We start from the raw sequence: 14,898 nt of genomic DNA on the forward strand, positions 1-14,898 counted from the left end.
ACGCGCTCCGCACGGGCGGCGCGCTATTGTCGCCGCGCGGCCGGCGGGTTGTCACCCGACAGGAAACCCTGACGCATCCCGTCCGGCCCGCCCCGGCCGGTCTTTCCGGCCTGTTCGAGGATGAACTCTATGAACGTCGCGGTCGCGCGCGTGTGGTGCCGGTTCGGCATGTAGAGCATGTACATGTGCGTGCCGAAGATGCTGAGCCGGTACGCGTCGAGCGACGTGACGACGATGCCGCGCCGCATGTCGTCCTGCATCACGTAGTCGGGCACGATGCCGACGCCGATCCCGGCGAGGATCGCCTGGCGCAGGAACAGGAAGTTCTCCGAAATCAGCGTGGGTTCGAGCAGCACCTCGTGGCGCTCGTCGCCGAGATACGCGGCGATCCGCAGCTGCCGCCCCAGCACCGTCGCGGTGACGACCGGCGCGGCGGCCAGCGCCTCGAGGCTCGCGGGCATCCCGTGCGCGGCCGCGAACGCGGGCGACGCGCACGCGACGTAGCGCACCGCGCCCATGTCGCGCGCGACGAGGTTCTGAGGTGGCTCGGACATCACGCGGATCGCGATGTCGACTTCGTCGCGCATCAGGTCCTCCACGCGATTCTCGAACACGACGTCGAGCACGATGCCCGGATGCAGGCGCTTGAACGCGAGCAGCCACTCCGACATCACCATCTGCCCGTAGCCGCTCGGCACCGACAGCCGCACGCGGCCCTGCAGGTCCTGGCCGAGCGTCGTCACCGATTCCTGCGCGGCGAGCAGTTCGTTGCGGATGCGCCGGCCGTGCTCGTACAGCTTCAGCCCGATCTCGGTCGGCTCGATGCGGCGCGTCGTGCGACGCACGAGCTGCTGGCCGATCGAGCGTTCGAGCTGGTTCAGCCGGTAGCTGACGTTCGCGCGGCTCATCTTGAGCCGCTGCGCGGCCTTGCTCAGATTGCCCGCGTCGAGGATCTCGACGAGCAGCGTCAGCGCGTTCAGGTCCATGCCCGGTGTCTCCCGATCCGGCCCGTTTAACGGTCCGAAAACATTCAATGTCAAGTCAGACTTGACAGCTTGTAAAGGCGCGCGGGAATTGTCAATAAATCTCGATCAATCGAGAATCGAGTCATGCCCGGCAAACACGCCGGATCGTTTGCCGCCGCGCGGCACCCGGCTCGGGAGCCGGCACCGCTCGCCGGCCCGACGACCGGTTCCGCCGGCGCGGCGCACCGCACTGGAGACACGATGAATTCACCCGCTTCCACCGAACCATCCCGAGCCGGCACCGTCACGCGCGAACGGCGCGACAAGGTGCTCGTCGTCACGATCGACCATCCGCCCGTCAACGCGCTGTCCGCCGACGTGCGGCGCGGTCTCGCCGACGCGCTCGACGCCGCGCAGGCCGACGACGCGATCCGTGCGGTGCTGATCGTCGGCGCCGGCCGCAACTTCATCGCGGGCGCCGACATCCGCGAGTTCGGCAAGCCGCCGGTGCCGCCGTCGCTGCCGGACGTGTGCGAACGGATCGAGTCGAGCGCGAAGCCGGTCGTGGTCGCGCTGCACGGCGCGACGCTCGGCGGCGGCCTCGAGGTCGCGCTCGCCGCGCATTACCGGCTGGCGGTGCCCGGCGCGAAGCTCGGCCTTCCCGAAGTCACGCTCGGCCTGCTGCCCGGCGCGGGCGGCACGCAGCGCACGCCGCGCCTGATCGGCGCGAAGGCCGCGCTCGACCTGATGCTGACGGGGCGTCACGCGAGCGCCGACGAAGCGCTCGCGCTCGGCCTCGTCGATCGCGTCGCGCACAGCGACGACACGCTCGCCGAAGGTCTCGCCTATGCGCAGGAGCTCGTGTCGCTCGGCGCGCCGGCGCGGCGCACGCGCGATGCGCAGGGGCTTGCCGATCGCGCGGCCGCGCAGGCCGCGATCGACGCGGCGCGCGCCGACCTGCCGAAGAAGTCGCGCGGCCTGTTCTCGCCGGCGAAGATCGTCGATGCGGTCGAGGCCGCGCTCACGCAGTCGTTCGATGCGGGGATGAAGCTCGAACGCGGCCTGTTCCTGCAATGCATCGACAGCCCGCAGCGCGCGGGCCTCGTGCATGCATTCTTCGCGGAACGCGAGGCGGCCAAGGCGCCCGAGGCGCGCCGCGCGAGCGCGCGTGCGGTCGAGCGGATCGGCGTGGTCGGTGGCGGCACGATGGGCGCGGGCATCGCGGTCGCGGCGCTCGATGCCGGGCTGCCCGTGACGATGATCGAGCGCGACGAAGCGTCGCTCGCGCGCGGCCGCGCGCATGTCGAGAAGGTGTACGACGGCCTCGTCGCGAAGGGGCGGATGACGCCGGCCGCGCACGCGGCGCGGCTCGCGCGCTTCAAGGGCAGCACCTCGTATGACGCGCTCGCGCAGGCCGACGTGGTCATCGAAGCCGTGTTCGAGGACATGGGCGTGAAGAAGGCGGTGTTCGCGGAACTTTCGCGCGTGTGCAAGCCGGGTGCGGTGCTCGCGACCAACACGTCGTATCTCGACATCGACGAGCTGGCCGCCAGCGTCGACCGGCCGTCCGACGTGATCGGCCTGCATTTCTTCTCGCCGGCCAACGTGATGAAGCTGCTCGAGATCGTCGTGCCGGCGCGCGTGAGTGCGGATGTCGTCGCGACCGCGTTCGCGCTGGCCAAACAGCTGAAGAAGACGCCGGTACGCGCCGGCGTGTGCGACGGCTTCATCGGCAACCGGATCCTCGCGGTCTATCGCACCGCCGCCGATTATCTGATGGAAGATGGCGCGTCGCCGTATCAGATCGATCGCGCGGTGCGTGAATTCGGCTTCCCGATGGGGCCGTTCCAGGTCGTCGACCTCGCGGGCGGCGACATCGGCTGGGCGACCCGCAAGCGCCGCGCGGCGACGCGCGACCCGCGCGCGCGCTACGTGGAGATTTCCGACCGGCTGTGCGAGCGCGGCTGGTTCGGGCAGAAGACCGCGCGCGGCTACTACCTGTATCCGGACGGCGCGCGCGTCGGCACGCCGGACCCGGAAGTCGAGGCGATCGTCGCCGACGAGCGCGCGAAGAAGGGCATCGCGCCGCGCACGTTCACCGACGACGAGATCATGCGCCGCTACCTCGCCGCGATGATCAACGAAGGCGCGAACGTCGTGCACGAGAAGATCGCGCTGCGCCCGCTCGACGTCGACGCGGTGTTCCTGTACGGCTACGGCTTCCCGCGCTATCGCGGCGGCCCGATGCACTACGCGGACACGGTCGGCCTCGCGAACGTGCTCGCCGACATCCGCGCGTTCGCGAAGGAGGATCCGCTGTTCTGGAAGCCTTCGCCGCTGATCGTCGAGCTGGTCGAGCGCGGCGCGGATTTCGCGAGCCTGAACCGTATCGACTGAACGCCCACCGCATTCGCAACGGACTCACGATGGACCTCAATTTCACTCCCGAAGAGGAAGCGTTCCGCACCGAAGTGCAGCGCTTCCTCGCCGCCGAACTGCCCGCGCGCATCGCGCGCAAGGTGAAGGGCGGCCTGCATCTGACGCGCGACGACATGCGCGAATGGCACGCAATCCTGAATGCCCGCGGCTGGCTCGCGAGCCACTGGCCGCGCGAGTACGGCGGCCCCGGCTGGAGCGTCGCGCAGAAATTTCTGTTCGACAACGAATGCGCGCTCGCCGGCGCGCCGCGCATCGTCCCGTTCGGCGTCAACATGCTCGGGCCCGTGCTGATCAAGTACGGCGACGAAGCGCAGAAGCGCCACTGGCTGCCGCGCATTCTCGACGGCACCGACTGGTGGTGCCAGGGCTATTCGGAGCCGGGCGCCGGTTCCGATCTCGCGTCGGTGAAGACGAGCGCGGTGCGCGACGGCAACCACTACGTCGTGAACGGCCAGAAGACGTGGACCACGCTCGGCCACTACGCGAACATGATCTTCTGCCTCGTGCGCACCGCGACCGACGTGCGCAAGCAGGAAGGCATCAGCTTCCTGCTGATCGACATGAACACGCGGGGCGTCGAAGTGCGTCCGATCATCACGCTCGACGGCGAGCATGAAGTGAACGAGGTGTTCTTCACCGACGTGCGCGTGCCTGTGGAGAACCTCGTCGGCGAAGAGAACCGCGGCTGGACCTACGCGAAATACCTGCTCACGTACGAGCGCACCAACATCGCCGGAATCGGCTTCTCGACGGCCGCGCTCGACCGCCTGCGCGCGGTGGCCGCGAAGGTCACGAAGAATGGCCGGCCGCTCGCGGACGATCCGTTCTTCGCGGCGCGCGTCGCCCGCGTCGAGATCGAGCTCGAGAACATGCGCACGACCAACCTGCGCGTGCTGGCCGCGGTCGCGGGCGGCGGCGTGCCGGGCGCGGAAAGCTCGATGCTGAAGATCCGCGGCACGCAGATCCGCCAGGAGATCACCGCGCTGATGCGTCGCGCGATGGGGCCATACGCGCAGCCGTTCATCGAGGAGGCGCTCGACGCCGATCACGACGGCGAGCCGGTCGGCCCGGACGGCGCCGCGAGCGCCGCGCAGCAGTACTTCAACAACCGCAAGCTGTCGATCTTCGGCGGCTCGAACGAGATCCAGAAGAACATCATCGCGAAGATGATGCTCGGGCTGTAACGAGGAACGCGACGATGGATTTCCAGCACACAGAAGACCGCCGGATGCTGGCGGACACGTTGAACCGCTTCATCGCCGAACAGTATGCGTTCCCGGTGCGCGACCGCATCGCGCAGTCGGCCGACGGATTCGATCGCGCGATGTGGCAGCGCTTCGCCGAACTCGGCGCGGTCGGCGCGCTGTTTCCCGAAGCCGACGGCGGCTTCGGCGGCGCGGGCTTCGACATCGCCGTGGTGTTCGAATGCCTCGGGCGCGGGCTCGTCGTCGAGCCGTTCCTCGGCGCGCTGCTCGCGGGCCGCGCGTTGTCGCTCGCCGGCGGCCACGCGCATCGTGAACGGCTTGCCGCGCTGATCGACGGCCGCGCGAGCGCCGCGTTCGCGCACGACGAGCCGGGCTCGCACTACGAACTGACGACCGTGCGCACACGCGCCGAGCGTGCCGGCGATGGCTGGGTGCTGACGGGCGCGAAGGGCGTCGTCGACCAGGCCGCGCAGGCGGCGTTCTTCGTCGTCAGCGCGCGCGTGTCGGGACGCGACGACGACGCGGCCGGCATCGGCCTGTTCGTCGTGCCGGCCGACGCGCCGGGCGTGTCGCTGCGCGACTACCGGAAGATCGACGGCGGCCGCGCGGCCGAAGTGCGCTTCGAGCGTGTCGCGCTGCCGGCCGATGCCGCGCTCGGCGCGCCGGATGCGCTCGACGGCGAAGCGGGCGCGGCACTACTCGAACGCGTGCTCGGCTACGGGCTGCTCGCGCTGTCGGCGGAGGCGCTCGGCGCGATGGACGTCGCGAAGGACGCGACGCTCGACTACCTGCGCACGCGCAAGCAGTTCGGGCTGCCGATCGGCAGCTTCCAGGCGCTGCAGCACCGGATGGCCGATCTGCTGCTCGAAGTCGAGCAGGCGCGCTCGGCGGTGATCAATGCGGCCGCGCAGCTCGATGCGCCGCGCGGTGTGCGCGAGCGCGCGCTCGCGGCGGCGAAATACAGCATCGGCCGGATCGGCACGCTGGTCGCCGAGGAAAGCATTCAGCTGCACGGCGGGATCGGGATGACGTGGGAGCTGCCGCTGTCGCATTACGCGAAGCGGCTCGTGATGATCGATCACCAGCTCGGCGACGAGGATCACCATCTCGCGCGCTACATCGCGCTGTCGAAACAGTAAAGGCATACGACGCGAATGGAGGAGACAAGGATGACGAACGACCCGCGCGCATTACCGCTGGCCGGCGTGAAGGTGCTCGATTTCTCGCGCGTGCTCGCGGGCCCGTGGAGCGCGATGGTGCTCGCCGATTTCGGCGCGGACGTGATCAAGGTCGAGCATCCGGTGCGCGGCGACGACACGCGCGACTGGGGGCTGCGGATCGGCGAGACCGAGACGACCTACTTCAACAGCGTGAACCGGAGCAAGCGGTCGATCTGCGTCGACCTGCAGACCGAAGAAGGGCAGCGCATCGCGCGCGAGCTGGCCGCGCAGGCCGACGTGCTGATCCACAACTTCAAGTTCGGCGGCGCGGAGAAGCTCGGCCTCGGCTACGACGCGCTGGCCGAATTGAATCCGCGGCTCGTGCATTGCGCGATTTCCGGCTACGACCGCTCGGGCCCGGAGGCCGCGCGGCCCGGCTACGACCTCGTTGTGCAGGGCGAGGCGGGGCTGATGGCGCTGAACGGCGAGGCCGGCCAGCCGCCGCTGAAATTCGGCGTCGCGGCGGTCGACCTGTTCACCGGCATGTATTCGGCGCAGGCGATCCTCGCCGCGCTGTACGAGCGCCATGCGACGGGGCGCGGGCGGCGCATCGAGATGGCGCTGTTCGACTGCGGGCTGATGATCACCGCGTACTACGGACTCGATGCGCTGCTGATGGGCGAGGATCCGCCGCGCTACGGCAACGCGCATCCGTCGATCGTGCCGTACGGCGTGTTCGACGCGGCCGACGGTCCGCTCGTGATCACGGTCGGCAACAACACGCAGTTCGCGCGTTTTTGCGACGCGATCGAGCGGCCCGACCTCGCCGCGGACGATCGCTACAGGACCAACCTCGGCCGCTCGGAGAACCGCGCCGCGCTGCTGCCGGCGATTCGCGGCGAACTCGCGCGGCGGCCGCGCGCGATGCTGCTCGCGGCACTCGCCGATGCGGGCATTCCGTGCGGCGAGGTGCTCGGGCTGCACGACGCGCTGACGTCGGAGCGCGCGACCCGCGCGGGGCTCGTCACGCGGCAGCCGCATCCGGTCGCGGGCGGCGTCGACGTGCTCGCGCCGCCGTATCGCTTCGACGGCGCGCGCCTGCCGGTGCGCGGTGCGCCGCCCGTGCTCGGCGCCGATACGGACGACGTGCTCGGCAGCTGGCTCGGGCTGTCGCCGGACGACCTGGCGCGGCTGCATGCGGATCGCGTCGTGTAGCGCGTTTCATGTATTGCCGCCGCGGCGCGGGCGGAGCAGTCGACGCGCGCCGACCATCCATAAGACACGCCTCGCGAACGACGAGGGGACATTGGAGACACCATGCAGCATTCCTTCATCGAATCGGTCACGGCGCGCCGTGACTACCAGCAGCTCGTGCGTGCGCGACGCCGGTTCAGCTTCACGCTGACGGCGCTGATGATCGCCACCTACTACGGCTTCATCCTGCTCGTCGCGCTCGCGCCGCACGTGCTGGCCGCGCCGCTGTACCGCGGCGCGACGACCACGGTCGGGATCGTCGCGGGCGTCGCGATCATCCTGGTCGCGATCGGACTGACCGCGTGCTACGTGCTGCGCGCGAACCGCGCGTTCGACCGCCGCGTCGACGCGATCCTGCAACGTTCGTGACGGAGGCCGACATGCGACGCATCTCGAGCGCGCTCGGCGCGCTGGCCGTTCTCGTTTTCTCCACCTCCCCCTCCACCGCGCACGCGAGCGCCGTCGCGGGGCCGATGCCCGACAAGGTCGAGCTGAACCCGGTCGCGATCGCGATGTTCTTCGCGTTCGTGTTCGCGACGCTCGCGCTCACGCGCTGGGCCGCGCGCCGCACGCGCTCGACGCGCGACTTCTACACGGCCGGCGGCGGCATCACCGGGCTGCAGAACGGGCTCGCGATCGCGGGCGACTACATGTCGGCCGCGTCGTTCCTCGGACTGTCGGGGATGGTGTTCATGTTCGGCTTCGACGGACTGATCTACTCGATCGGCTTCCTGGTCGGCTGGCCGTTCGTGATGTTCCTGATCGCCGAGCCGCTGCGCAACCTCGGCAAGTTCACGTTCGTCGACGTCGTCGCGTACCGCTTCGCGCAGCGGCCGATCCGGCTACTGACGTCCGCGAACGCACTGACGATCGTCGTGCTGTACCTGGTCGTGCAGATGGTCGGCGCGGGCAAGCTGATCCAGTTGCTGTTCGGGCTGTCGTACGGCACGGCCGAGCTGATCGTCGGCGTGTTGATGGTGGTCTATGTGTTCTTCGGCGGGATGACCGCGACCACCTGGGTGCAGGTGATCAAGGCCGTGCTGCTGCTGTGCGGTGCGACGCTGCTCGTATTGCTCGCGCTCGCCGAATTCGGCTTCAGCATCGACGAGATGTTCCGCCGTGCGGTGGCCGTACATCCGGGCGCGCTCGGCATCATGGGGCCCGGCAAGCTGATCCGCGATCCGGCCAATGCGCTGTCGCTCGGCATCGCGCTGATGTTCGGCACGGCCGGCTTCCCGCACATCCTGATGCGCTTCTTCACGGTGCCGAACGCGAAGGAGGCGCGCAAGTCGGTGCTCTACGCGACCGGCTTCATCGGCTACTTCTACCTGCTGACCTTCGTGATCGGCTTCTCCGCGATCGTGCTGCTCGCGCAGCATCCCGAGTTCTTCAAGCTAGGCGCGAACGGCACCTTCAACCTGACGCACGACCTGCTCGGCGGCTCCAACATGGTCGCGGTGAAGCTCGCGCAGGCGGTCGGCGGCAACTGGTTCTACGGCTTCATCGCTGCCGTCACGTTCGCGACGATCCTCGCGGTGGTCGCCGGGCTGACGCTCGCCGGCGCGACCACGATCTCGCATGACCTGTACGCGCAGATGTGGGCGCGCGGCAAGCCCGACGAGCGGCTGGAAATGCGCATCTCGCGCGCGGCGACGATCGGGCTGTCCGCGGTCGCGATCGCGCTGTCGATCCTCTTCGAGCACGTGAACGTCGCGTTCATGGTCGGCCTCGTCGCCGCGGTGGCCGCCAGCGCCAATTTCCCGGTGCTCGCGATGTCGATCTTCTGGCGCGGGATGACGACGCGCGGCGCGGTGCTCGGCGGCAGCCTGGGCCTCGCGTCGGCGGTGGCGCTCACGGTGCTGTCGAAGTCGGTGTGGGTCGACGTGCTGCACCACGCGCATGCGCCGGTGTTCCTCGACAACCCGGCGCTCGTGTCGGTGCCGCTCGCGTTCGTCGGGATCATCGCCGGCTCGCTCGCGGACCGCGGCGAGCGCGCGCGGCGCGAGCGCGAGGCCTTCGCGCGGCAGGAGTTCTACGCGCAGACGGGCGTGCTGGCCGGTGAAGCCGTGCAGCACTGATTCGTCAGATGAAATGCCATATCCGTCCGGATCGCCGGACGGATGTTTTCCGGAAATCCGGAATCCCGGATTTCCTTGCCTGCCGCATTATGAGAAATACAATGAAAACAACGGCTTGAGGGGTTCCGGACACCTGGCATCGACCTTGCGATATGAAAAGCACGGCCATCCCCCCCGGCCGACTATTAAACCAAGGAGACAATCGATGACCACTGCCTTCCACTCCCTCCGGACGTCCTGAGGCATCGCTTGTTGCGGCACGGCAGCCGCGCGGGCGAATGGCTCTTCCCCTGACATTCGTCCGCGCGCGTGACGCCGTTTCCACCGGCTCATCTACTTCAGCAGGAACCATCGTGAAGAAGAAACCCTTCTACAAAGTGCTCTACGTGCAGGTGATCTTCGCCATCATCGTCGGCGTGATCCTCGGCCACTTCTACCCGGCGCTCGCCACCGACATGAAACCGCTCGGCGACGGCTTCATCAAGCTGATCAAGATGGTGATCGGACCGATCATCTTCTGTACGGTCGTCACCGGCATCGCCGGCATGGAGGACATGAAGAAGGTCGGCCGCGTCGGCGGCAAGGCGCTGCTGTACTTCGAGATCGTGTCGACTTTCGCGCTGCTGCTCGGCCTCGCGGCCACGCACATCCTGCGTCCGGGCGTCGGCTTCAACATCGATCCGGCGACGCTCGACGGCAAGGCCGTTGCGTCGTACGCGGCGAAGGCGCACGGGCAGTCGACGGTCGACTTCCTGATGCACATCATCCCGAACACGATGGTCGATGCGTTCGCGCAGGGCGAAATCCTGCAGATCCTGCTGATCGCGCTGCTGTTCGGCAGCGTGCTCGCGCACCTCGGCGAGCGCGGCAAGGTCGTGACCGACTTCATCGACGGCCTCACGCGCGTGCTGTTCGGCATCGTGCACATCGTCACGAAGCTGGCGCCGATCGGCGCGTTCGGCGCGATGGCGTTCACGATCGGCAAGTACGGCGTCGGCTCGCTGGTGCCGCTGCTCAAGCTGATCGGCACGTTCTACCTGACCTCGGTCGTGTTCGTGCTGGTCGTGCTCGGCGCGATCGCACGCGCCACGGGCTTCTCGATCATCCGCTTCGTGTCTTACATCAAGGAAGAGCTGCTGATCGTGCTCGGCACGAGCTCGTCGGAAGCCGCGCTGCCGCAGCTGATGGAAAAGCTGGAGAAGGCCGGCTGCTCGCGCTCGGTGGTTGGCCTCGTCGTGCCGACCGGCTACTCGTTCAACCTCGACGGCACCAACATCTACATGACGATGGCCGTGCTGTTCATCGCGCAGGCGACCAACATCGAGCTGACGTGGATGCAGCAGCTCACGCTGCTCGCGGTCGCGATGCTGACGTCGAAGGGCGCGAGCGGTGTCACGGGCGCGGGCTTCATCACGCTCGCCGCGACGCTCGCCGTCGTGCCGACGATCCCGCTGTCGGGCATGGTGCTGATCCTCGGCATCGATCGCTTCATGAGCGAATGCCGCGCGCTGACCAACATCGTCGGCAACGGCGTGGCGACGGTTGTCGTGTCGGCCTGGGAAAAGGAGCTTGACCGCAACAAGCTGCGCCAGGCGCTGAAGGGCGGCGGCGAGGTCACGACGACCGAGACGGCCGGCGTCTGACGTCATGAAGGAGCAGGCGGCGGCACCGCCCGCGGGCGGAGCGCCGCGCGGCGGCCCGGGCGGCCCGGGCGGCGATATGGAGCCCTATGACACAATAGGCGATCCGCATCGCCAGGAAGTCACGTCCGTGAAGCGCCGCCTGCTCATCCTCGTCATGCTTGCCGCCGCGCTCGCGGCGGCATGCGCGCTGACGTGGACCATCACGTGGCGGCGCGGCGTCGCCGAGCTGCAGCGCAACGCCGCGGTGCGGGTCGACCGCACCACCAACGCGCTCAAGAGCACGCTCGACCGTTACGAGTCGCTGCCTTATCTGCTCGGCAGCCACCCGTACGTCCTGGACCTGCTCGCCGAGCCGAAGCGCGCCGATTTCACCGCGCGCGCGAACCGCTATCTCGAAGACCTCAACGAGCACGCGCACGCGACCGTCACCTACGTGATCGGCGCGGACGGCCTGTGCGTCGCCGCCAGCAACTGGCGCGCGCCCGACAGCTTCGTCGGGACCGGATACCAGTTTCGTCCGTATTTCATCGATGCGATGGGGGGCCAGGTCGGCCGCTTCTTCGGGATCGGCACGATCTCGCGCGATCCCGGCTACTACATCTCGCAGCCTGTGTGGCGCGACGGCAGGATCGCGGGCGTCGTCGTCGTGAAGCTCAATCTCGAATGGTTCCAGGGCGCCGACGCGTCCGAGCCGCTCGTCGTCGCGGACGATCACGGCGTCGTGTTCCTGTCGTCCGTGCCCGCCTGGAAATACCACACGCTGCATCCGTTGACGGGGCCTGTCGCCGCGTCGATCTACGAGACGCGCCAGTACGCGCAGCAACCCGTCACGCCGCTGCCGCTGCGCGTCGAGCAGGTGCTCGACGCCGACGCGGAGATCGTGCGTCTCGGTCCCGGCCTGCGCGCGCCGCGCTTCCTCGCCAGCAAGCGGCGGATCGGCGAACCCGACTGGCTGCTGGTGACGCTCGCGCCGATCGCGCCCATCGACGCCGACGCGCGCAATGCGACGATCGTCACCGGCTTCGGTTTCGTGTCGGTCGCCTTGCTTGCGTTCTACTGGCGCATGCGCCGCGCGCGCGTGCGCGAGATGATCCGCGGCCGCGCATTGCTGCAGCAGGCGTATGCCGAGCTGAACCGGCGCGTCGAGGAGCGCACGGCCGACCTGTCGGAGGCGAACGAGCAATTGCAGAAGGAAGTCGGCGACCGGATCCGCGCGGAACAGGAATTGCGCGCCGCGCACGACGAACTGATCCAGGCGAGCAAGCTCGCCGCGCTCGGCCAGATGGCGGCCGGCATCACGCATGAACTGAACCAGCCGCTCGCGGCGCTGCGCAGCTTCTCGGACAACACGCGCGTGCTGCTCGATCGAGGCGAGCAGGCGGCCGCGCGCGAGAACCTCGAGGCGATCGCCGCGTTGACCGAGCGGATGGGCAAGATCACCAACCAGCTGAAGCTGTTCGTCGGCCGCGCGAAGCCGCGCAACGAACGGGCGCTCGTCGTGCGCGCGCTGCGCAGCGTGCTGTCGCTGCTCGGCGACCGGCTGCGCGGCGTCGCGCTCACGCTGACGCTGCAGGATGCGACCGTATCGCCCGCGCAGGATGCGCCGCTCGACCTCGCGTGCGACTATCCGGAACTCGTCGCCCGCTGCGAGGACTTGCGTCTCGAACAGGTGCTGATCAACCTGCTCGGCAACGCGCTCGACGCGGTCGCGGGCGTCGCGGCACCGGCAATCGAAGTGACGATCGCGGTGTCGGTCGCGACGCTCGCGATCGAGGTGCGCGACAACGGCTCCGGCATCGCGCCCGACTTGCTGCCACGCTTGTTCGAGCCGTTCTTCACGACCAAGGAAATGGGGCGCGGGCTCGGGCTGGGCCTCGCGATCTCGTCGTCGATCGCGAGCGACGCGGGCGGCGCGCTGACCGCGCGCAATGCACCGTCCGGCGGCGCGCTGTTCGTCTTGACGCTGCGGCGCGCGCGCACGCATCATCCGGACTCGGTGTCCGAGCCGGCGGGCTCGCACTAGGACTCGCCGCAAACCCGTTTGCCGCACGACCGGCATCAACGAGAGCCGCGCGCACCTGCGCCGCGCGGCCTGTCAGGAGCAAGTGACCAAGATGGCCAACCGGCTGCAAGTGATCTATATCGAAGACGATGCGCTCGTTCGCCGGGCGAGCGTGCAGAGCCTCCAGCTCGCGGGGTTCGACGTCGTCGGGTTCGAATCGGCCGAGGCGGCCGACAAGGCGATCGTCGCGGAAACCGCCGGCGCGATCGTCAGCGATATCCGGCTGCCCGGCGCGAGCGGGCTCGACCTGCTCGCGCAGTGCCGCGAGCGCGTGCCCGACGTGCCGGTGATCCTCGTCACAGGCCACGGTGACATCTCGATGGCCGTGCAGGCGATGCGCGACGGCGCGTACGACTTCATCGAGAAGCCGTTCGCGGCCGAGCGGCTGATCGAGACCGTGCGTCGCGCGCTCGAGCGGCGCGAGCTCGTGCTCGAGAACCATGCGCTGCGGCGCGAGCTGGCCGGGCAGAACATCGTCGCGCCGCGCATCATCGGCCGCAGCCCGGCGATCGAACAAGTGCGCAAGCTGATCGCGAACGTCGCGCCGACCGACGCATCGGTGTTGATCAACGGCGACACGGGCGCCGGCAAGGAGCTGATCGCGCGCAGCCTGCACGAGCTGTCGCCGCGTCGCGACAAGCCGTTCATCGCGGTGAACTGCGGCGCGCTGCCCGAGCCGATGTTCGAGTCGGAGATGTTCGGCTACGAGCCCGGCGCGTTCACCGGCGCCGCGAAACGCCGCGTCGGCAAGCTCGAATACGCATCCGGCGGCACGCTGTTCCTCGACGAAATCGAAAGCATGCCGCTCGCGCTGCAGGTGAAGCTCTTGCGCGTGCTGCAGGACGGCGTGCTGGAGCGGCTCGGCTCGAACCAGCCGATCCGCGTGAACTGCCGCGTCGTCGCGGCCGCGAAAGGCGACATGAGCGAGCTCGTCGCGGCCGGCACGTTCCGGCGCGACCTGCTGTACCGGCTCAACGTCGTGACGATCGCGCTGCCGCCGCTCGCCGAGCGCCGCGAGGACATCGTGCCGCTGTTCGAGCACTTCATGCTCGACGCGGCCGTGCGCTACGGGCGGCCGGCCCCCGTGCTGACCGACCGGCAGCGCGCGAGCCTGATGCAGCGCGACTGGCCCGGCAACGTGCGCGAGCTGCGCAACGCGGCCGACCGCTTCGTGCTCGGCGTCGCCGACATGCCGCAGGAAGCCGGCGCGGGCGACGACGATGCGCAGAGCGACCAGACGCTGAAGGAGCGCATCGAGCAGTTCGAGCGCGCAGTGATCGCCGAGGCGCTGAACCAGACGGGCGGCGCGGTCGCGGCGACGGCCGACCGGCTGCATGTCGGCAAGGCGACGCTGTACGAGAAGATGAAGCGCTACGGGCTGTCGGCGAAAGGCGAAACCGAGCGCTGAAAAAGAGACGGACCGCGGAACCGGGCTGGCCGGTCGGGCGGTCCGTGGTGCGGAGCAGGGCGCAGTGGGCGCCCCCGCGAGTCCTGTCGTGCGGCGCTCAGGCCGCGTTGCCGTCGAGCGCCTTCTTGAGCAGCGCGTCGAGTTCCGCGAATTGCGGGGCGCCGACGTAGCGCTTCAGGATCTTGCCGTCCTTGTCGACGACGAAGGTCGTTGGCGTGAGCTGCACGTTGCCGAACTGCTTCGCGACGCTGCCGTCGTCGAGCGCGACCTTGAACGGCAGCTGGCGCGTCTGCGCGTAGTTCGCGACGTACATCGGCGGATCGTAGTTCATCGCGACCGCGACGAATTCCAGCCCCTGGCCCTTGAAGCGATTGTAGGTATCGACCATCTGCGGCATTTCCTGCATGCAGGTCGCGCAGCTCGTCGCCCAGAAATTCACGAGGTAGACCTTGCCTTTCAGGTCGCCGGCCGTCGACACCTTCTGGCCCGACAGCAGCGTGAACGTGGCGTCCGGCACGGTGGACTTGCCGTTGAACGCGAAGAAGCCGGCAATGGCGATGGCCGCGACGACGACGGCCGCGACGATATAGCGGGCGGGGCCGGTGCGGCGCTGGGCGGGAGGCGTGGTGTTCATCTGCGGTGCTCTCGGAGTCGGTCGATGACGCGGATCGATGCAAAGGACGT

General features: G+C 68.8%; 11 protein-coding genes. 9 read left to right on the plus strand and 2 right to left on the minus strand.

Annotated features, from left to right (window positions below):
- Positions 1-23 precede the first annotated feature (23 nt).
- Positions 24-986 (minus strand): LysR family transcriptional regulator, encoded by a 963-nt coding sequence (locus DIE08_RS11875; RefSeq protein ID WP_124626378.1) that lies wholly within the window; start codon positions 984-986, stop codon positions 24-26.
- A 240-nt stretch (positions 987-1,226) separates the two neighbouring features.
- Here DIE08_RS11875 and DIE08_RS11880 point away from each other — a divergent pair, with 240 nt between their 5' ends.
- From DIE08_RS11880 to DIE08_RS11920, 9 genes are all read left to right on the plus strand, one after another.
- The gene (locus tag DIE08_RS11880) at positions 1,227-3,362 is read left to right on the plus strand and encodes a 3-hydroxyacyl-CoA dehydrogenase NAD-binding domain-containing protein (protein ID WP_124902008.1); all 2,136 of its coding nucleotides are present in this window, start codon (positions 1,227-1,229) and stop codon (positions 3,360-3,362) included.
- A gap of 29 nt (positions 3,363-3,391) precedes the next feature.
- Complete coding sequence (locus tag DIE08_RS11885) at positions 3,392-4,588, plus strand: acyl-CoA dehydrogenase family protein (RefSeq protein WP_124902009.1); 1,197 nt, start codon at positions 3,392-3,394, stop codon at positions 4,586-4,588.
- Positions 4,589-4,602: 14 nt separating this feature from the next.
- Positions 4,603-5,748, plus strand: coding sequence for an acyl-CoA dehydrogenase family protein (locus DIE08_RS11890; protein WP_124902010.1), 1,146 nt, complete (start codon positions 4,603-4,605; stop codon positions 5,746-5,748).
- A 30-nt stretch (positions 5,749-5,778) separates the two neighbouring features.
- Positions 5,779-6,984 (plus strand): CaiB/BaiF CoA-transferase family protein, encoded by a 1,206-nt coding sequence (locus tag DIE08_RS11895; RefSeq protein ID WP_124902011.1) that lies wholly within the window; start codon positions 5,779-5,781, stop codon positions 6,982-6,984.
- Between the two features lie 102 nt (positions 6,985-7,086).
- The gene (locus tag DIE08_RS11900) at positions 7,087-7,392 is read left to right on the plus strand and encodes a DUF485 domain-containing protein (protein WP_059599844.1); all 306 of its coding nucleotides are present in this window, start codon (positions 7,087-7,089) and stop codon (positions 7,390-7,392) included.
- Positions 7,393-7,403: 11 nt separating this feature from the next.
- Positions 7,404-9,101 (plus strand): cation acetate symporter, encoded by a 1,698-nt coding sequence (locus DIE08_RS11905; protein ID WP_124902012.1) that lies wholly within the window; start codon positions 7,404-7,406, stop codon positions 9,099-9,101.
- 353 nt (positions 9,102-9,454) lie between these two features.
- The gene (locus tag DIE08_RS11910) at positions 9,455-10,744 is read left to right on the plus strand and encodes a dicarboxylate/amino acid:cation symporter (RefSeq protein WP_124902013.1); all 1,290 of its coding nucleotides are present in this window, start codon (positions 9,455-9,457) and stop codon (positions 10,742-10,744) included.
- A 4-nt stretch (positions 10,745-10,748) separates the two neighbouring features.
- Entirely contained in the window at positions 10,749-12,767 is a 2,019-nt protein-coding gene (locus tag DIE08_RS11915; RefSeq protein ID WP_124902014.1) for an ATP-binding protein, read from the plus strand.
- 91 nt (positions 12,768-12,858) lie between these two features.
- Positions 12,859-14,214: a sigma-54 dependent transcriptional regulator gene (locus DIE08_RS11920; RefSeq protein ID WP_059599848.1), complete on the plus strand. Its 1,356-nt coding sequence runs from the start codon at positions 12,859-12,861 to the stop codon at positions 14,212-14,214.
- 97 nt (positions 14,215-14,311) lie between these two features.
- On the opposite strand, the gene DIE08_RS11925 is transcribed toward DIE08_RS11920, so the two are convergent.
- Positions 14,312-14,848: a peroxiredoxin gene (locus DIE08_RS11925; RefSeq protein WP_059599849.1), complete on the minus strand. Its 537-nt coding sequence runs from the start codon at positions 14,846-14,848 to the stop codon at positions 14,312-14,314.
- Positions 14,849-14,898 lie beyond the last annotated feature (50 nt).

It is taken from the genome of Burkholderia sp. Bp9004 (genome assembly GCF_003858025.1).
Taxonomy (GTDB): Bacteria; Pseudomonadota; Gammaproteobacteria; order Burkholderiales; family Burkholderiaceae; genus Burkholderia; species Burkholderia diffusa.